Origin of the sequence: Micromonospora pisi (genome assembly GCF_003633685.1) — a bacterium.
GTDB lineage: Bacteria > Actinomycetota > Actinomycetes > Mycobacteriales > Micromonosporaceae > Micromonospora_G > Micromonospora_G pisi.
In genome coordinates, this window is sequence record NZ_RBKT01000001.1 from 4696797 (window position 1) to 4715088 (window position 18292).

The 18292-nt window shown below is 69.7% G+C and carries 14 protein-coding genes; 9 read left to right on the top strand and 5 right to left on the bottom strand.

Translation table 11 applies throughout. The annotated features are described in order from the left end of the window. The first annotated feature begins 11 nt into the window (after positions 1-11). Complete coding sequence (locus tag BDK92_RS19930; protein WP_121158066.1) at positions 12-956, top strand: threonine ammonia-lyase; 945 nt, start codon at positions 12-14, stop codon at positions 954-956. 77 nt (positions 957-1033) lie between these two features. Here BDK92_RS19930 and BDK92_RS19935 read toward each other — a convergent pair whose 3' ends face one another. Both BDK92_RS19935 and BDK92_RS19940 read right to left on the bottom strand, forming a co-directional pair. Beyond that, complete coding sequence (locus tag BDK92_RS19935) at positions 1034-2266, bottom strand: family 16 glycosylhydrolase (protein ID WP_121158068.1); 1233 nt, start codon at positions 2264-2266, stop codon at positions 1034-1036. Between the two features lie 147 nt (positions 2267-2413). Further along, positions 2414-4501 carry a S9 family peptidase gene (locus BDK92_RS19940; protein WP_121162407.1) on the bottom strand — a complete coding sequence of 696 codons (2088 nt, stop codon included), beginning with the start codon at positions 4499-4501 and terminating at the stop codon, positions 2414-2416. A gap of 81 nt (positions 4502-4582) precedes the next feature. Between BDK92_RS19940 and BDK92_RS19945 the strand changes: the two genes are divergently transcribed. Then, positions 4583-5890, top strand: a complete 1308-nt coding sequence (locus BDK92_RS19945; protein ID WP_246017137.1) for an FAD-binding oxidoreductase — start codon at positions 4583-4585, stop codon at positions 5888-5890. Between the two features lie 87 nt (positions 5891-5977). On the opposite strand, the gene BDK92_RS19950 is transcribed toward BDK92_RS19945, so the two are convergent. Together BDK92_RS19950 and BDK92_RS19955 are read right to left on the bottom strand one after the other, a co-directional pair. Continuing rightward, positions 5978-6595 carry a TetR/AcrR family transcriptional regulator gene (locus tag BDK92_RS19950; RefSeq protein ID WP_121158072.1) on the bottom strand — a complete coding sequence of 206 codons (618 nt, stop codon included), beginning with the start codon at positions 6593-6595 and terminating at the stop codon, positions 5978-5980. A 74-nt stretch (positions 6596-6669) separates the two neighbouring features. Continuing rightward, complete coding sequence (locus tag BDK92_RS19955; protein WP_121162408.1) at positions 6670-8742, bottom strand: SpoIIE family protein phosphatase; 2073 nt, start codon at positions 8740-8742, stop codon at positions 6670-6672. A gap of 168 nt (positions 8743-8910) precedes the next feature. Between BDK92_RS19955 and BDK92_RS19960 the strand changes: the two genes are divergently transcribed. The 5 genes from BDK92_RS19960 to BDK92_RS39715 all read left to right on the top strand — a co-directional run bounded on the left by BDK92_RS19960 (position 8911) and on the right by BDK92_RS39715 (position 15778). Continuing rightward, complete coding sequence (locus BDK92_RS19960) at positions 8911-13275, top strand: hybrid sensor histidine kinase/response regulator (RefSeq protein WP_121158074.1); 4365 nt, start codon at positions 8911-8913, stop codon at positions 13273-13275. 24 nt (positions 13276-13299) lie between these two features. Beyond that, entirely contained in the window at positions 13300-13854 is a 555-nt protein-coding gene (locus BDK92_RS19965; protein ID WP_121158076.1) for a response regulator, read from the top strand. Between the two features lie 103 nt (positions 13855-13957). Beyond that, positions 13958-14701, top strand: coding sequence for a GntR family transcriptional regulator (locus tag BDK92_RS19970; RefSeq protein WP_211349299.1), 744 nt, complete (start codon positions 13958-13960; stop codon positions 14699-14701). A gap of 68 nt (positions 14702-14769) precedes the next feature. After that, positions 14770-15120 (top strand): hypothetical protein, encoded by a 351-nt coding sequence (locus BDK92_RS19975; protein ID WP_121158078.1) that lies wholly within the window; start codon positions 14770-14772, stop codon positions 15118-15120. 103 nt (positions 15121-15223) lie between these two features. Next, complete coding sequence (locus BDK92_RS39715) at positions 15224-15778, top strand: hypothetical protein (protein WP_211349301.1); 555 nt, start codon at positions 15224-15226, stop codon at positions 15776-15778. Between the two features lie 19 nt (positions 15779-15797). Here BDK92_RS39715 and BDK92_RS19985 read toward each other — a convergent pair whose 3' ends face one another. Then, positions 15798-16133, bottom strand: coding sequence for an STAS domain-containing protein (locus BDK92_RS19985; protein WP_121158080.1), 336 nt, complete (start codon positions 16131-16133; stop codon positions 15798-15800). A 166-nt stretch (positions 16134-16299) separates the two neighbouring features. Here BDK92_RS19985 and hemL point away from each other — a divergent pair, with 166 nt between their 5' ends. Together hemL and BDK92_RS19995 are read left to right on the top strand one after the other, a co-directional pair. Next, a complete protein-coding gene (gene hemL, locus BDK92_RS19990; protein WP_121158082.1) occupies positions 16300-17640 on the top strand; it encodes a glutamate-1-semialdehyde 2,1-aminomutase in 1341 nt (446 codons plus the stop codon). 4 nt (positions 17641-17644) lie between these two features. Next, complete coding sequence (locus BDK92_RS19995; protein ID WP_121158084.1) at positions 17645-18292, top strand: histidine phosphatase family protein; 648 nt, start codon at positions 17645-17647, stop codon at positions 18290-18292.

The following is an 18292-nucleotide window of genomic DNA, read 5'->3' on the forward strand; positions in this document are numbered from 1 at the left end:
TGAATGATCGGATGGACCTGGTGACCTTGGACGATGTCCGGGACGCGGCCACGCGGATCGCCGGCCGGGTCGTCCGCACCCCGCTGCTCCCCGCCGGCTGGGATCCGGAGTTCTGGCTCAAGCCGGAAAGCCTCCAGCCGGTCGGCTCGTTCAAACTGCGTGGTGCCACCAACGCGGTGGCCCGACTCACCGAAACCGAGCGGGCCCGGGGCGTGGTCACCCACTCCTCCGGAAACCACGGCCAGGCGCTGGCGTACGCGGCCCGGGCGGCCGGGGCGCCCTGCACGGTGGTGATTCCGGAGGGGGCGCCGACGATCAAGATCGAACAGGTACGGGCACTCGGTGCCGAGGTGGTGCTCGTACCCGCGGCCGAACGCCTCGCCACCGCCGAGTGGATCGTCGCCGAGCGGGGCCGCACCCTGATCCCGCCGTACGACGACCGGAACGTGATCGCCGGGCAGGGCACGATCGGGCTGGAGATCGTCGAGGACCTGTCCGAGGTCGAGGTGGTGCTGGTGCCGGTGGGCGGCGGTGGTCTCGCCTCCGGAGTCGCCACCGCGATCAAGGCGCTCCAGCCGCTGACCAGGGTCTACGGGGTGGAACCGGCGTACGCGGCCGACGCGCAGGAGTCGCTGACCAGCGGGAAACTTGTGGTCTGGGACCTGGCACGGACCCACCGCACCAGCGCCGACGGGCTGCGTACCAGCCTCGCCGAACTCACCCTGGCGCATCTTCGGGAGCGGCTCGACGGCATCCTCACGGTCACCGAGTCCGAGATCGCCGCCGCCACCGCCCGGCTGGTCCGGGGCGCCCGGCTGGTGGTCGAGCCGAGTGGCGCGGTGGCCGCAGCCGCCCGGCTGTTCCACCGGGACGAACTGCCGTCCGGCCGTACCGTGGCGGTGGTGAGCGGCGGCAACGTCGACCCGGCCGTGCTCGCCGCCGCGGTGGCCGCCTGAGTGCTCTTCCACCCGGGCGACCACCACCGGTCAGCCGTTGTCGATGCGGGCTGGCGCCGCCTCCGCTGAACGTGCTGTCAGCCTCGGCGCCACTTCTGGTTCGCGCCCCCGCCGCAGGTCCAGGTCTGGAGCTTGGCGCCGTTCGCGGTGCTCCAGTCCCGTACGTCCACGCACTTGTTGGCCTGCGGGTTGACCAGGTCGCCGGCGCCGGTGAGGACGAACTGCTGGGCCGCGTTGCCGCTACAGGTGGCGAGTTGGATGTTCGCACCGTTGGCGGTCGAGCCCCAGGCGACGTCCATGCACTTGCCCATCGCCCGGACCGTGCCGTCGCCCGGGAAACTCCACCGCTGGGCATCCGTGCCGTTGCAGTCCCAGAGCTGGAGCGCAATGCCCTCGGTCGGGGTCGCGCCGGGGATGTCGACGCACTTGTTGCCGTACCCGATCAGTGGCCCGCCGGTGCCGGGGTTGCCGCCGCCGGTGTTCCAGGCCCAGACCCGGACGTAGTCGATCAGCATCTGCTGGGGGAACTGGGTGCTGCCGTCCGGGTAGCCGGGCCAGTAGCCGCCGACCGCCACGTTCATGATCATGAAGAACGGGTGGTCGTAGACCCAACGATTGCCGCGCAGGTCGGCCGGGGTCTTACGGGCGTACTGGTTGCCGTCGACGTACCAGGTCACCGAGTCCGGCGCCCAGTCCACGGTGAAGGTGTGGAAGGCGTCCGCGAACGCCTGCCCGTTCGGCAGGGTGTAGCTGCTGCTGATCGCGTTCCCGCCGGAGTAACCGGGACCGTGCAGGGTGCCCCAGACGGTGCTCGGCTCCCGGCCGATGTTCTCCAGGATGTCGATCTCACCGTTGTCCGGCCACTGTGAACCGCCGAGCATCCAGAACGCGGGCCAGATGCCCTGCGTACGCGGAATCTTGATGCGGGCCTCGTAGCGGCCGTACGTCTGGCTGAACCGGTCCGCGGTGAGCAACCGGGCCGAGGTGTACTGGCAGGTGCCGTAGTGGCACTGGTAGTTCGCCGGATTCTCCCGGCGAGCGGTGATCACCATATTGCCGTTGCCGTCGTGCGCGGCGTTGCGCGTGGAGCTGGTGTAGTACTGCTGCTCGTTGTTGCCCCAACCGCCGCCGCCGATGTCGAACTTCCACTTGTTGCCGTCCGGGCCGGTGCCCGCGGCTCCGTTGAACTCGTCGCTCCAGGTGAGTGCGCCCGGCGCCGCCTGGGCGACGTCGGGCGTGGGAGCCGTCAGCAGGGTGGCCAGGCTCGCCCCGAGCAGGGCGAGGGCCAGGGCGATCCGTCGTGTACGCATGGAAATACTTCTATAACAACTGACGGCTTTTTGACAAGGTTGTTAACTAATAACTGCGTCAATTCCGGCAAGAGTGGCAAGTCGCCGGGGTCCAGCGGTAGTTGCCGGGCCCCGGCGGTAGATCGCCGGACGAGGCGGCGAGCCGGCTCAGTGGGAGAGACCGAAGCGGTCCAGCATCCAGGCGGTGATGAACGCCTCCTCGCGCCACGAGTCGTAGCGCCCGCTCGGCCCGCCGTGCCCCGCCCCCATCTCCGTCTTCAGCAGGTACGACCCCTCCGGTGCCACGGCCCGCAGCCGGGCGATCCACTTCGCCGGCTCGTGGTAGAGCACGCGGGTGTCGTTCAGGCTGGTCACCGCGAGGATCGCCGGATAGCTCACCGGGGCCACGTTCTCGTACGGGGTGTACGACTTCATGTACGCGTACACCTCGGGGTCGGCCAGCGGGTTGCCCCACTCCTCCCACTCGGTCACGGTCAGCGGCAGCGACGGGTCGAGAATCGAGTTCAGCGCGTCGACGAACGGCACCTGCGCCACGATGCCGGCGAACGCCTCCGGTGCCAGGTTCGCCACCGCGCCCATCAGCAGGCCACCGGCGGACGCGCCCCGGGCCACCAGCTTGTCGGCCGTGGTCCAGTCGGACTTGACCAGGTGCCGGGCCACCGCGACAAAGTCGGTGAAGGTGTTCTTCTTGGCCAGCATCTTGCCCTGGTCGTACCAGTGCCGGCCCAGCTCGCCGCCGCCCCGGACGTGTGCGACCGCGAAGACGACGCCCCGGTCCAGCAGCGAGAGCCGGGGAATTGAGAACCACGGGTCCATGCTCGCCTCGTACGACCCGTAGCCGTAGAGCACACACGGTGCCGAGCCGTCGCGGGGCGTACCGGCACGGCAGACCAGCGAGATCGGCACCCGGGTGCCGTCGTCGGCCAACGCCCAGTCCCGGTGCTGCTCGTACGCGGCCGGATCGAAACCACCCAGCACCGGCTTCTGCTTGCGCAGCACCATCGTCCGGGTCACCAGGTCGTAGTCGTAGACCGAGTCCGGGGTGACCAGGGAGGTGTAGCGCAACCGGACGGTGCTGGTCTGGTACTCCGGGTTGGCGTCCAGCCCGACGCTGTAGATCGGCTCGGGGAAGTCGATGTCGTACGCGTCGGTGCTGCCGGTGGTGAGCACCCGCAGCCCGGTCAGCCCCTCGCTGCGCAGCGAGACCACCAGGTGGTTGGCGAACGCGTCCACCGACTCCAGCCGGGTGCCGGGCGTGTGCTCGATCATCGGCACCCAGTCACCGGGGTTGTCCGCCGACGTGTACGCGAGCGCGAAGTCCTCGGCGCCGTCGTTGTGCAGGATCAGGAACCGGTGCCCGTGGTGCTCGATCGAATACTCGACGCCCTGCCGGCGGGGTGCGATCACCGCCGGCTCGCCGGTCGGGTTGCTGGCCGGGATGACCCGTACCTCGCTGGTGACCTTGCTGTGCGCCTCGATGACGATGAACTTCTCCGAGCGGGTCAGCTCCACCCCGACCCAGAACCGCTCGTCGTCCTCCTGGTAGACCACGTCGTCGTCGGCGGCCGCCGCGCCCACGGTGTGCCGCCACACCTGGTTCGGCCGCCACGCCTCGTCCACGGTCAGGTAGAACAGGGTCGACCCGTCCCCGGACCAGGCGCTGCCGTAGAAGGTGTCGGGCACCTCGTCGGCGAGCACCTCCCCGGTGCGGAGGTCCTTCACCCGCAGGGTGAAGCGTTCGTCACCGGCGAAGTCGGTGGAGTACGCCAGCCAGTTCCCGTCCGGGCTCACGTCGAAGGTGCCGAGCGCGAAGAAGTCCTGGCCCTGCGCGAGAGCGTTGCCGTCGAGCAGGATCTCCTCGCCGTCGAGCGGGGCGCCGTCACCGGTGGCAGGCGGCTCCGTCTCGTCCTCGGCGACCGGGCGTCGGCAGTGGATGCCGTACTGCTGGCCCTCGACGGTGCGGGTGTAGTACCAGTAGCCGCCCTTGCGGGCCGGCACCGAGAGGTCGGTCTCCTGGGTGCGGTCCTTGGTCTCGACGAAGAGCGTCTCCCGCAGCGCGGCCAGTGGCGCCGTCACGGCCTCGGTGTAGTCGTTCTCGGCGGTCAGGTGGGCGATCGTCGCCGGGTTGTCCTTCGCGGCGAGCCACGCGTACTCGTCGATGACGGTGTCGCCGTGGTGGGTGCGCTCGCTCGGGATCCGGTCGGCGATGGGGGCGGCGGGTGTCTCAGTGCTCACGACGGCCACGTTACCGCTCCCGGTGGCGCCGGCCCGGCACCGACCGTTGGCAAAGATTAGAACATGTGTACGATAAGCGCCGTGGGGACATCGATGACAGCGGTGGAGCGGGCAGCTGGTGGGGGGATCGGTCAGCGACTGGCCGACATCTGTGGAGAAGAGTTCGTCCGCCCGGCCGGCATGGCCGACGGGGTGGCCGGCAGGGCGGCGCGCTGGGTGGCGGCGCCGGGCACCGCCGACGGGGTGAGCGCCGTGCTGCGGGTCGCCGCCGACCACGCGCTCTCGGTGGTGCCCCGTGGCGCCGGCACCAAGATGGACTGGGGCGCGCCGCCGTCGCGGGTGGACGTCGTGCTCGACACCGGCCGGCTGGCCGGGATCTGGCACCACGCCGCCGACGAGATGGTGGCCGAGGTCGGGGCGGGCACGCCGGTCCGCGCGGTGCAGGCCGCGCTGGCCCGGACCGGGACCCGGCTCCCGCTCGACCTGCCGTCACCCGACGCGACCATCGGCGGCATGGTGGCCGCCGACGAGACCGGCCCGATGCGTCACCGGCACGGCTCGCCCGGCGACCGGCTCCTCGGGGTCAGTTACGTGGACGCGACCGGGGCGCTGCACCACGCCGGCGGCTGGGCGGCCGGCGAGAACGCCGGCTACGACCTGGCCCGGCTGCTCTGCGGCTCCAACGGCGCGCTCGGTGTGCTGGTCTCCGCGACGATGCGGCTCCAGCCGACCCCGGCGACCCGGATCTGGGTGTCCCGGCCGGTCCAGTCGCCGCTGGAGGTGCACCAGCTGGTCCGGTCGATCCACGGCGCCTGGCTGAGCCCGGCGGCGATCGAGGTCGACCTGCCGAAGGAGGGCATCGGTGGTGGACACCGCACCGGGCCGCCCGCCGCCGGCACCCTCTCCGTCCTGCTGGAGGGCGGCGAGGCCGACGTCGGTGGGCGGGTGGCCCGGCTGGTCGAGCTGTTCGACGGTGACAGTCGGGTCGACACCAGGGCGCCGGCCTGGTGGGGCCGCTACCCGTTCACCGCCGACGACGTCGCCGTACGTATCGACGTACCCTCGACCGACCTGCACGCCGTGCTCTACGCGTTGGGCGACGCCGCCGGCACCCCGATCTCGGTCCGCGGCTCCGCCGGCCTCGGCGTGGTGTACGCCGCACTGCCCGGCTACCTCGCCCCGGAGCAGATCGGACCGATCCTCGCGGTGGTGCGCCGTGTGCTGTCGGCCCGCAACGGTCGCTGTGTGGTGCTGGCCGCCCCGCCGCGGACCCGGGGAGAGATCGACTTCTGGGGCACCCTGCCCACCCTGCCGTTGCTGCGGCGGGTGAAGGAACGCTTCGACCCGGATCACCGGTTCGCGCCGGGCCGCTACACCGGCGGCCTCTGAGCCCGCCGCCGGTCCTGGAACCGCTGACGCCTGGCGCCGCCCACCAGCAGGGCGCCAGGCGTCAGCCAGGTGTCCGTTCGGGCGCGGTTACGGGCGGCGCTGGTAGGCCCCGTACCACCAGATTTTCGCCAGCTCCTCACCGAAGGCGTCGTCGCCGCTGCTGTCACCCGGGGTCGTCGCCACGTACTCGGTGATGGCACGGTCGCCACCGATCACGATCACCTGGGCGGCGTACGACACGTGCAGGTCGGGGATCCGGTTGCTGTCCCGTTCGGCGGTCAGCACCTGAGCGGTGTGTTCGATGAACCGGCTGTGCCCGGCGATCCAGAAATCGCGCACCGTGGCGTCGTACGCGGCGACCTCGTTGATCGCGGCGAGCACGGCGGCGTACTCCCGGTAGACCCGCACGATCCGCTGGAAGACGTCGATCAGGACGTCCAGTCCGTCCGAGGGCTTCCAGATGGTGCCGGTGTCGTAGCCGATGGTCCGCATCGTGTGGGCCAACCGCACGAGCAGCTCGCTCTTGTCCCGGAAGTGGGTGTAGAAGGTCGACCGGGCGACACCCGCCTCGGCGGCGATCCGCTGTACGCCGAGTTCGGTGAAGCTCGCCCCGCCGGCCAGCAGCCGTTCGGTCGCGGCGAGGATCTGGGCTTCGACCGAGGCGCGGCGGCCGGGATCAGTCGCGCGTCGGGTGATCGATGGCATGCCCGCAGTCTAAATCGGCTGCTCGGAGCAGAGCTCTCCATGGCGTTCGCCCGCCGCCGGGGCCGGTCGACGGCTCAGACCGGGACCGCCTCGTTGCGCAGTACGAGGATGGCGATGTCGTCGCGGGGGGCCTCAGCGGAGAACCCGATCGCGGTGGAGCGCAGCCGGGCTGCGACCACGTCGGCGGAGTAGCCGGCCAACGGCGCGGCCGCGTCCCGGAGCCGGTCGAGGCCGAACAGCTCCCGGCCGCGCCGCCGCTCGGTCACCCCGTCGGTGTAGAAGATCAGCGCGTCGCCCGGGGCCATCGGCACCGTCATCGCCGGGGTGGCGATCGAGTCGAGCAGCCCGAGCGCGGTCCCACCGGTGCCGACGAAGGAGGTGCGACCGTTGCCGCGTACCAGGACCGGACGGTCGTGCCCGGCCAGGTGCAGCTCCACCGCGAGCCGACCCTCGTGGTCCTGTGCCACCGCCGCCAGGGCCAGCGTGCAGTAGCGCCCGCCGCCCCGCTCCACCAGCGTCTCGTTGAGCCGGGCCAGCGCCTCGGGCAGCGGTTTGCCGTCCCCGACCAGCACCCGGATCACGTCCCGGACCAATCCGGTCACCGCTGCCGCCTGTACGCCCTTGCCGGAGACGTCCCCGACCACGACCAGCCACCGGCCGTCCGGCAGCGGCAGTACGTCGTAGAAGTCGCCGCCCACGTCGGCGTCGTCGCCGGTCGGTACGTACTCGGCGGCGAAGCCGATGCCGTCGACCACCGGTAGGACCGGTGGCAGCAGCGACTGTTGCAGGGTGTGCGCCACCCGGCGCCGCTCGGCGTGGATGCGCGCGTTCTCGATCGCCAGTGCCGCCCGCCGGGCCACGTCCTCCAGCACCGCGACTTCGTCCGGGTCGTGCCGATGGCGCAGGTGGCGGCCGACCGCGAGGGTGCCGAGCCGCTGCCCCCGGGCGACCAGTGGGACGGCGAAGCCGTCCATCGGGCCGCCGATCGGCACCTGCGACCCGCTGCGGGACGCCTCCCGCAGGCGGGCCTGGACCGAGTCCGGACCCTCGTCCTTGAGCACCTTGTGCAGTTCGGGCAGGACCGCCTCGTCCGCGTGGCTGGCCGCGGCGAGTTTGAGCCGCCCCCACTCGTCCGTGGTGTGCACGGCGCACCACTGCCCCAGGCGGGGTACGACCAGTTGCGGGATGAGCGCCATGGTCAGCTCGACGTCCAGCGACTGGGCCAGCAGTTCAGACGCCTCCGCCAGGAAGGTCAGCCAGCTCTGCCGGCGTACGTCGGCCCGGCGGAGCCGGTCGTTCTCCAGGTGCAACGAGAGCCGCTCGGCCATCAGCGCGGCGAGTGGCTGGGCGTAACCCGATGGTGCCGCGTCGAGTTCCAGCTCCCCGCTGTAGGGCCGGTGCACGGCGAGCGGCACCCGGAGCAGGTCGTCGCCGGAACGGGGGTGCCGGCCGTAACGGGCCAGCACCTGTGATCCGTTGCCGTCGCCCCGGTCCAGCCGTACGGTGCCGCCGGCCGCCCCGACCATCTCGCCGACCCGGGCCAGCAGGTCGCCGGCGAAGTCGGGCAACGGGTCGTCCGCGTACGAGTCGGGGGCGATCTGCATCAGCGCGCTGAGCGCACCGGCGCTCGGCGCGGGTCCGGTGCCCTGACCGGCGGCGGGTGACGTCGGGGTGCTCTGCGCCAGGGTGGTGTCGGGGGGTGTCGGGGTCTTGCGGTCGAGCCGGAACCAGACGCCCTTGCCGGTGGGGAGGTGGGTGGTTCCCCAGCGGCTGGCGAAGTGGTCGACGAGCAGGAGGCCGCGCCCTCGCTCCGAAACCTCGGAAATATCTGTCAGGTCGTTTTTCGGCCGGGCGGTCACCTTTTCGATCGGTCCGACGGCGAAGTCGGAGACCGTCACGGTCAGTCCGCTCTCGTCCGCGACGACCTCGATGTCCAGTTCCGTCCCGGCGTGTTCCACCGCGTTCGTGGACAACTCGGTAGTCAGCAGTAGTGCCTCGTTGAGCAGCTCGTCCAGCTTCGCGTCGGCCAGAACCGACCGTACGATCGCCCGCGCCGCGGCGGGTGTGCGCCGGTCGGCGGGAAGCCTTATCCGCCGGACGCGCTCGTCCGTGCGGTCACTGAACGGCCCCCCGATTTCCGCTGACACGGTTTCATCCTCCACTGACAGGCTCCCGGTGCCAAGCCTGGCGGCACGCCGCCGCAGGTCAGCGCGGGCTGGTATCGACGCGGTCGGAGCACAATGATGGGGGGTGCTGCCATGGCACGGGGCCGGTCAGGCGCCCTGTCCCCCCTCCGGCGAACTGAGCGAGGAAGTATGACCACGGCGAAACAATTGCCCGTCGCGGACCCGTCGACCTCGGATGACGCGGCCCTGCTCGGCGAACTCGCCGAGGCGCTGCGGCGGGTTCGCCGCGGTGATCTCAAGGTGCGGCTGCCGCGTCGCGCGGGGGTCGCTGGCGAGGTCGCGGACGCCTTCAACGAGGTGGTTTCCCTCCAGGAGCGGCAGAACCTCGACCTGCGGCGGATCAGCCGGATCGTCGGCCGGGACGGCCGGCTCACCGAACGGCTCGACGAGGAGGGCTTCGACGGCGCCTGGGCCGACGGGCAACGGGCGGTCAACTCTCTGATCGACGACCTGGCCCGGCCGGCCACCGAGATCGCCCGGGTGATCGTGGCGGTCGCCGACGGCGACCTGTCCCAGCACATGGCGATGGAGATGGACGGTCGGCCGCTGCGCGGCGAGTTCCTCCGGATCGGCCGTACGGTCAACACGATGGTCGACCAGCTCTCCTCCTTCTCCAACGAGGTGACCCGGGTGGCCCGCGAGGTGGGCACCGAGGGTGAGCTGGGCGGACAGGCCGACGTACGCGGGGTCTCCGGCACCTGGAAGGACCTGACCGAGTCGGTCAACACGATGGCGTCGAACCTGACCTACCAGGTGCGGTCGATTTCACAGGTCGCCACCGCAGTGGCTCGGGGCGACCTGTCGCAGAAGATCACCGTGTCGGCGAAGGGTGAGGTGGCCGAGCTGGCCCATACCTTCAACTCGCTCACCGACACGCTGCGGCTCTTCGCCGAGCAGGTGACCCGGGTGGCCCGCGAGGTGGGCACCGAGGGCAAGCTCGGTGGCCAGGCCGAGGTGCCGAACGTCGCCGGTACCTGGAAGGACCTGACCGACAGCGTCAACTCGATGGCGTCGAACCTGACCTCCCAGGTCCGCAACATCGCCCAGGTGTCGACCGCGGTGGCCCGGGGCGACCTCAGCCAGAAGATCACCGTGGCGGCGCAGGGCGAGATCCTGGAGCTGAAGGACACCGTCAACACGATGGTCGACCAGTTGTCGTCGTTCGCCGACGAGGTGACCCGGGTGGCCCGTGAGGTGGGTATCGAGGGCAAGCTCGGTGGTCAGGCCCAGGTACGCGGTGTCTCCGGTACCTGGCGGGACCTGACCGAGAACGTGAACCAGCTCGCCGGCAACCTCACCTCGCAGGTCCGCAACATCTCCCAGGTCTCCACCGCCGTCGCGAAGGGTGACCTGTCGCAGAAGATCACTGTTGATGCCCGGGGTGAGATCCTGGAGTTGAAGTCGACGGTGAACACGATGGTGGATCAGTTGTCGTCGTTCGCCGACGAGGTGACCCGGGTGGCCCGTGAGGTGGGCACCGAGGGCAAGCTCGGTGGTCAGGCGCAGGTGAAGGGGGTTTCCGGCACCTGGCGGGACCTGACCGACAACGTGAACTCGATGGCGTCGAACCTGACCTCCCAGGTCCGGAACATCGCCTCGGTGACCACGGCGGTGGCGAAGGGCGATCTGTCGCAGAAGATCACTGTTGATGCCCGGGGTGAGATCCTGGAGCTGAAGTCGACGGTGAACACGATGGTGGATCAGTTGTCGTCGTTCGCCGACGAGGTGACCCGGGTGGCCCGTGAGGTGGGCACCGAGGGCAAGCTCGGTGGTCAGGCCCAGGTACGTGGAGTCGCCGGCACCTGGCGGGACCTGACCGACAACGTGAACTCGATGGCGTCGAACCTGACCTCCCAGGTGCGGAACATCGCCCAGGTCTCCACGGCGGTGGCGAAGGGTGACCTGTCGCAGAAGATCACTGTTGATGCCCGGGGTGAGATCCTGGAGTTGAAGTCGACGGTGAACACGATGGTGGATCAGTTGTCGTCGTTCGCCGACGAGGTGACCCGGGTGGCCCGTGAGGTGGGCACCGAGGGCAAGCTCGGTGGTCAGGCCGAGGTGAAGGGCGTCTCGGGCACCTGGCGGGACCTGACCGACAACGTGAACTCGATGGCGTCGAACCTGACCTCCCAGGTCCGGAACATCGCCTCGGTGACCACGGCGGTTGCCCGGGGTGACCTGGGGCAGAAGATCACCGTTGACGCGCAGGGCGAGATCCTGGAGCTGAAGAACACCATCAACACGATGGTGGATCAGTTGTCGTCGTTCGCCGACGAGGTGACCCGGGTGGCCCGTGAGGTGGGTATCGAGGGCAAGCTCGGTGGTCAGGCGCAGGTGAAGGGGGTTTCCGGCACCTGGCGGGACCTGACCGAGAACGTGAACCAGCTCGCCTCCACGTTGACCACCCAGTTGCGCGCGATCGCGCAGGTGTCGACCTCGGTGACCCGGGGTGACCTGACCCAGCGGATCACGGTCGAGGCGCAGGGTGAGGTCGCCGAGCTGAAGGACAACATCAACCAGATGATCGTCACGCTCCGGGAGACCACCAAGAAGAACGCGGAGCAGGGTTGGCTCGACTCCAACCTGGCCCGGATCGGTGGCCTGCTCCAGGGGCAGCGGGATCTGGGCGAGGTCTGCCGGATGATCATGATGGAGGTCACCCCGCTGGTCGACGCGCAGCTCGGCGCGTTCTTCCTGGCCGACACCGAAGAGGCGGTGATGCGGCTGCGGCTGACCGCCTCGTACGGTTATGTCGCCCGGCACCACAACGTCACCTTCGGCCCCGGTGAGGGACTGGTCGGGCAGGCGGCGCTCTCCCGCCGGACGATCCGGGTCGGCGTACCGGACGGGAAGCTGACCGTACGGTCCGGGCTGGCCGCGACACCCCCGGCCGACCTGGTGGTGCTGCCGGTCCTCTTCGAGGGCGAACTGCTCGGCGTGATCGAGTTCGCCAGCGTCGCCGCCTTCTCCGAGCTGCACCTGACCTTCCTGGAGCGGCTGGTCACGACGATCGGCATCGCGGTCAACACCATCCAGGCCAACCGGCGTACGGAGGAGCTGCTGGCCCAGTCCCAGCGGCTGGCGCACGAGTTGCAGGAACAGTCGGCCGAACTCCAGCGTACGAATGCCGAACTGGAGGACAAGGCGCAACTGCTCTCCGAGCAGAAGGGCAACATCGAGACCAAGAACCGGGAGATCGAGATGGCCCGGATCGGTCTGGAGGAGAAGGCGCAGCAGCTCACCCGCGCCTCGGCGTACAAGTCGGAGTTCCTGGCCAACATGAGCCACGAGCTGCGTACGCCGCTCAACTCGCTGCTGCTGCTGGCCCGGCTGTTGGCGGACAACTCGGAGCAGAACCTGACCGACAAGCAGACCGAGTTCGCCCGCACCATCCACAGTGCCGGCTCCGACCTGCTCCGGCTGATCGACGACATCCTCGACCTGTCCAAGATCGAGGCTGGCCGGATGGACGTCGAGCCGACCGAGGTGCGGTTCGACGAGATCCGGGCCTACGTCGAGCAGGCGTTCGCGCCGCAGGCCGAGGAGAAACACCTGGACTTCCAGGTACGGATCTCCCGGGACCTGCCGGCCGCGGTGATCACCGATGCCCAGCGACTCCAGCAGATCCTGCGCAACCTGCTCTCCAATGCGGTGAAGTTCACCGACAACGGGGCGGTCACGCTCCGGATCGCGCCGGCACAGGAGGGGACGTACTTCGACGTGCCGGCACTGGCCACGGCCCGTCAGGTGGTCGCGTTCACCGTGATCGACACCGGTATCGGCATCTCCGACGACAAGCTCTCATTGATCTTCGAAGCGTTCCAGCAGGCGGACGGGACCACCAGCCGCCGCTACGGCGGCACCGGTCTCGGGCTGTCGATCAGCCGGGACCTGGCCCGTTTGATCGGTGGCACGATCACGGTCTCGTCCGCGCCTGGCCAGGGCTCGACCTTCACCCTGTTCGTACCGGACGTGCTGGCCCCGGACACGGTGGTCGCCCCGATGCCGTTGCCGGCCGCCCCGATCCGCAAGGACCTGCCGCCGCTGCTGCGCCCGGCCGAGGTCGAACGGATGAACGCCCCGGTCACCCGCCAACTCGACGGCGCCACCGTACTCATCATCGACGACGACGTACGGAACGTCTTCGCGTTGACCAGCGCGCTGGAGCTGCACGGGATGACGGTGCTCTACTCGGACAACGGGGTGGACGGCGTACGGCTGCTCGCCGAGCATCCGGAGGTCGATATTGTGCTGATGGATGCGATGATGCCGGATCAGGACGGTTACGAGACCACCCGGGCGATTCGTCGTAACCACCGATTCACTGACCTGCCGGTCGTCTTCCTGACCGCGAAGGCCATGCCGGGCGACCGTGAGTCGGCGCTCGGTGCCGGAGCCAGTGACTACATCACCAAGCCGGTCGACCTGGATGAGCTGATCGAACTGATGGCCTCCTGGGTCAACGGCAGCGGACGGGAGATGCCCAGTGAGTGAGTACGGCAGCGAAGCGGTAGTCCGATGAGCGAGGTGGCGAAGGCACTTCTGGTCGACGACCGGCGGGAGAACCTGCTGGCCCTGGAGGCGATCCTGCAGGGCCTGCCGGTGCACTCGGTGGCGGTCGAGAGCGGCGAGGCGGCACTCAAGCAGCTTCTCGTGGACGACTTCGCGGTGATCCTGCTCGATGCCCAGATGCCGGACATGGACGGGTTCGAGACCGCCAGCCACATCAAGCGGCGGGAGCGGACCCGACACGTACCGATCATCTTCCTTACCGCCGCCGACCGCGACGCCCAGCTTGCGCTGCGTGGTTACGCCGTCGGTGCGGTCGACTACCTGACCAAGCCGTTCGACCCCTGGGTGCTACGGGCGAAGGTGTCGGTATTCGTCGACCTCTGGACCAAGAACCGGCAGCTCGTGGCCCAGTCCGAGGTGGTACGCGAGCGCAACACCCAGTGGCGCAACCTCACCGACGCGGTGGACGAGGCGACCCGCCTGCTCCGTTCGGAAAACACGGACGCCCACGAACGGGCCGCGGAAATCCTCGAACAGGCCCGCTGGGGCACCACCCCCTAACCGCTCGCTGGCCGGCACCGCTGATCCGGTCGGCAACCGCCGCGACGGTGGAAGCCGCGTAGAGTCGCACTGTTCGGCGGAGGAAAGGGATCTGGGCAGAATCGTGGGCAGTGGGCCGGCGTACCAGCGGGTCGCGGACGAGATCCGCGCAGCCATCCTCTCTGGCGAGTTGGCGCAGGGCGACCGGATGCCGTCGCTGCCGGAGTTGGCGGCTCAGTTCGGTGTGACCACGACCGTCGCGCACAGCGCGGTCAACGTGCTCCGTGGCGAGGGTCTGGTGGTAACCCGGCAGGGCGCGGGCGCCTTCATCCGTCGCTTCGAACGGATCCTCCGCAGTTCGCCGGGGAGGCTCTCCCGCTCGCACTGGGGACAGGGCCAGGCCATCCAGGACCATGACACCGGCGTACGGGCAAGAGTGTTGGACGTGGTCGTCAGTGAGGTGCCCGCTCCGGGGTACGTCGCAACCGCGTTGGGCGTGGCTGTCGACGCCGCCGTGCTCAGTCGCTCCCGCCGGTTCGAGGTCGACGGGCGCCCGGTGCAGTTGGCCACCTCCTACCTTCCGCTCGAACTGGTACGTGGGACGGCAATCACCTACACGGACACCGGACCGGGTGGTGCGTACGCCCGGCTTGCCGAGTTGGGCTTTGGGCCAGCGCGTTTCGTGGAACGTCTGACGGATCGGGCGCCCCATCCGGACGAGCGGGACCGACTGGCTCTGTCCACCGCTGGCGCACGGGTTATCGAGATCACTCGGTACGCGTACACCGAGGCGGACCGCTGTGTAGAGGTGACCCGGATGGTGCTCGACGCCTCCGCCTACGAGTTGGAGTACAGCTTTCCCGCATAACTCTTGCCAAGAGTTCTAACTCTCTGCAAGAGTTGGTCTATCGATATCTCCGTGGAGTAGGGGACGACATGGACCTTCGCGAACAGGTGTGCAAACTCGCGGTCGACCTCGGTTACGAGATTGAAGAGCGGGACCTGCTGGAACTGATTGCCGATGAACCGGAGGGCGTCAGCGAGGCGATCGGCGCGGTGGCGGCAATCGCGGCACACGAGTTCACGCTGAAGTTGCTCCGTCAGTCCCTCGACAAGCTGCGTGCGCAGTGGCTGACCTGGCAACTCGGCGATGGCCTCGGAGACCTCGCAGAACTGCTCGTGCGGCTGGACGAGGCGTACGAGACCGTCACCGCTGATCTTCGCGACAGTCGAGCCGAGTTTCAGACCTCGATGCGCCACCTCGTCGGCACCCCCGCCCGGCCGTGACCTTTGCAGGGGTGGTCTGCCGCGTGGGCTGTGGCGGATTCGTACCCCTCCAGGGGTAGTAATTCGCCACAGCTCGCTGTCGACCTCCGGTTGGATGGGTGCCATGGACGTCACAAGGGGCGGGCGGAGTTGGCGGATCGGTACGGCCGACGACGTGGGCTGGATCGTTGGCCAGACCACGTCAGGCATCTCGATCACCACGGCGATCCCGCCGGTGTACGACGCCTACGCCACCTTTTTCCCGCCCGACGGCGTCGGTTACCAGGCGCATGAACGCGCCGTGGTCGACGTGCTCGTCAGACACACCCCCGATCAGCCCTGGTGGCTGGGCTACCTCGACACCGGCGCCCACGACATCGTCTTCCCCCTGGCTCCGAAGGTGGCCCTCTACTGGGACTGGCCCTATGTGCTGGTCGAGGCCGGCCCCGAACAGGCTCTCGGTTGGCGGACCGGTCACATGCGCGGTGACGGACCACTGCCCGATCTGTTCTTTCCCGCGGACCGGTCCTGGCTCGTCTCCGCGCTCTGGGACGACACCTGGACCGACATCGGCGGCAGCGCGGCCTTGATCGCCGCCCTGCGCCACAATCCGCTGGTCAACGCCCGCCCGGTCGGGCCCGACGAAGACGCCCTCCCGCCGGGGTTGACCCGCGAATGACGCCGGTGCCCGGTACGGGTCAGCTGTTGGCGGGCTCGTTGCGGATCATGAGAGCGGAGCGCAGGCCGGTGATGTCCAACACCCGCAGCAGGAAGTCGCCCACGTTGGTCAACACCAGCAGGGTCTGCGCGTGACTGGCCTTGCGACTCAGTACGACCAGGGTGCCGAGCCCCTGCGAGTCGCAGAAGGTGACACCGCTCAGATCCAGCACCACTCGCGGCGGCGCGTCGGAAAGCACCTCGTTCACGGCGGCGGAGAGCCGGCCCGCAGTGAGCATGTCAATCTCACCGGCGAGGTTCAGGATCACCTCTTCGCCGGTCCGCTGGACCGCTATGGTCAGCTCCGCTCGCTCCACCGGATCAGCGTATCGCGATCTAGGTGACTCGGCCGGTTTGAGGCATACCGCCGCGCTGCGAAGATCGCGTACACCGGGGCGCGGTCGGGGTGCCGGACGTGAGCCGGGTAACCCCACCAGGGGTGGTTACCGCGCTGACCGGTGGCGCTGACAGAATGGCGGCACCGTGACCGATACGCACTCCGCCGGCACCGGCCCCTACCCGGCCGAAGCCCCGGCATCCGAAGCCCTGTTCGACCGCGCCCGAGCCATCGTGCCGGGCGGGGTCAACTCCCCCGTACGCGCGTTCCGGGCGGTCGGGGGGACGCCCCGCTTCATGGTCCGTGGCTCCGGCCCGTGGCTCTTCGACGCCGACGGCCGGCGCTACGTCGATCTGGTCTGCTCCTGGGGCCCGCTGATCGCCGGGCACGCCCACCCCGAGGTGGTCGCTGCCGTCCAGGCCGCCGCCGCCCTCGGCACCAGCTTCGGTACGCCCACGCCGGGCGAGATCGAGCTGGCCACCGAGATCGTCGCGCGCACCCCGGTCGAGCAGGTACGACTGGTCAACTCCGGGACCGAGGCCACCATGTCGGCGATCCGGCTGGCCCGGGGCTTCACCGGCCGCTCGAAGATCGTCAAGTTCGCCGGTTGTTACCACGGGCACGTGGACGCGCTGCTCGCGTCGGCCGGCTCCGGCGTCGCCACCCTGGGCCTGCCCGATTCGCCCGGGGTCACCGGCGCGGCGGCCGGCGAGACCATCGTGCTGCCGTACAACGACGTGAGCGCGGTCGAGGCCGTGTTCGCCGCCGAGGGCGAGCACATCGCCGCGATCATCACCGAGGCGGCGCCGGGCAACATGGGTGTGATCGCCCCTCGCGACGGCTTCAACGCGCGGCTGGCCAGCATCGCCCACGCGTACGGCGCGCTGCTCGTGGTGGACGAGGTGATGACCGGGTTCCGGGTCTCGAAGGGCGGCTGGGCCGGGCACGAACCGGTCGACGCCGACCTGTTCACCTACGGCAAGGTGATGGGCGGCGGCCTGCCGGCAGCGGCGTTCGGCGGCCGGACCGAGATCATGTCGCGGCTGGCCCCGGCCGGCCCGGTCTACCAGGCCGGCACGCTCTCCGGTAACCCGCTCGCCTGCGCCGCCGGGCTGGCCACCCTCCGGCTCGCCGACGATGCGCTCTACCAGCGCCTGGACACCACCGCCAACACCGTCGGCAAGCTGGCCGGCGAGGCGCTGGCCGCCGTCGGGGTGCCGCACCGGCTCTCGTACGCGGGCAACATGTTCTCGATCTTCTTCACCGAGAATGACGTGGTCGACTTCGACTCGGCCCGTACCCAGGACGTGGCCGCGTTCCGGGCGTTCTTCCACGCGATGCTGGCCCACGGCGTGTACCTGCCGCCGAGCGCGTTCGAGTCGTGGTTCGTGTCGGCGGCGTTGGATGACGCCGCACTGGAGCAGTACGCGGCAGCACTGCCCGCGGCAGCGGCAGCAGCCGCGGCGGCGGCCAGTCACGGGGGGTAGTCGAGTGAGCAAGACGGTCGTCCACGTGCTTCGGCACGGCGAGGTGTACAACCCGGACAAGATTCTCTACGGTCGGTTGCCCGGATTCCGCCTCTCCGAGTTGGGTGTCCAGATGGCCAAGGCGGCGGCGCAGGCGCTCGCCGACCGGGATCTGGCGTACGTGGTGGCCAGTCCCCTGGAACGGGCCCAGCAGACCGCCGAACCGATCGCCGCCCAGTTCGGGCTCCCGGTCGCGGTCGACGACCGGCTGATCGAGAGTGCCAACTGGTTCGAGGGCAAGCGGGTGTCGCCGGGCGACGGGTCGTTCAGTGACCCACGCAACTGGTGGGTGCTGCGCGACCCGGTCACCCCGTCCTGGGGCGAGGCGTACCGGGTCATCGCCGAGCGGATGTTCGCCGCCGTACACGCCGCCCGGGTCGCCGCCGAGGGGCGCGAGGCCGTCTGCGTCTCGCACCAGCTGCCGATCTGGACGCTGCGCCGGTACATCGAGCGCAAGCGGCTCTGGCACGACCCGCGCAAGCGGCAGTGCGGGCTGGCCAGCCTCACCTCGTTCCACTTCGAGGACGCCAAGATCGTTGGCATCGGCTACTCCGAGCCGGCCGCTCACCTGGTGGCCATGTCGCCGACCGCGCGGACGGCCAAGGGGGCTTGA

What these genes read in the sequence shown, in the direction of transcription:
- BDK92_RS19930 (WP_121158066.1), top strand. Translation starts at nt 12, where the DNA reads ATGGACCTGGTGACCTTGGACGATGTCCGGGACGCGGCCACGCGGATC.
- BDK92_RS19935 (WP_121158068.1), bottom strand. Translation starts at nt 2,266, where the DNA reads ATGCGTACACGACGGATCGCCCTGGCCCTCGCCCTGCTCGGGGCGAGC.
- BDK92_RS19950 (WP_121158072.1), bottom strand. Translation starts at nt 6,595, where the DNA reads ATGCCATCGATCACCCGACGCGCGACTGATCCCGGCCGCCGCGCCTCG.
- BDK92_RS19960 (WP_121158074.1), top strand. Translation starts at nt 8,911, where the DNA reads ATGACCACGGCGAAACAATTGCCCGTCGCGGACCCGTCGACCTCGGAT.
- BDK92_RS19965 (WP_121158076.1), top strand. Translation starts at nt 13,300, where the DNA reads ATGAGCGAGGTGGCGAAGGCACTTCTGGTCGACGACCGGCGGGAGAAC.
- BDK92_RS19975 (WP_121158078.1), top strand. Translation starts at nt 14,770, where the DNA reads ATGGACCTTCGCGAACAGGTGTGCAAACTCGCGGTCGACCTCGGTTAC.
- BDK92_RS39715 (WP_211349301.1), top strand. Translation starts at nt 15,224, where the DNA reads ATGGACGTCACAAGGGGCGGGCGGAGTTGGCGGATCGGTACGGCCGAC.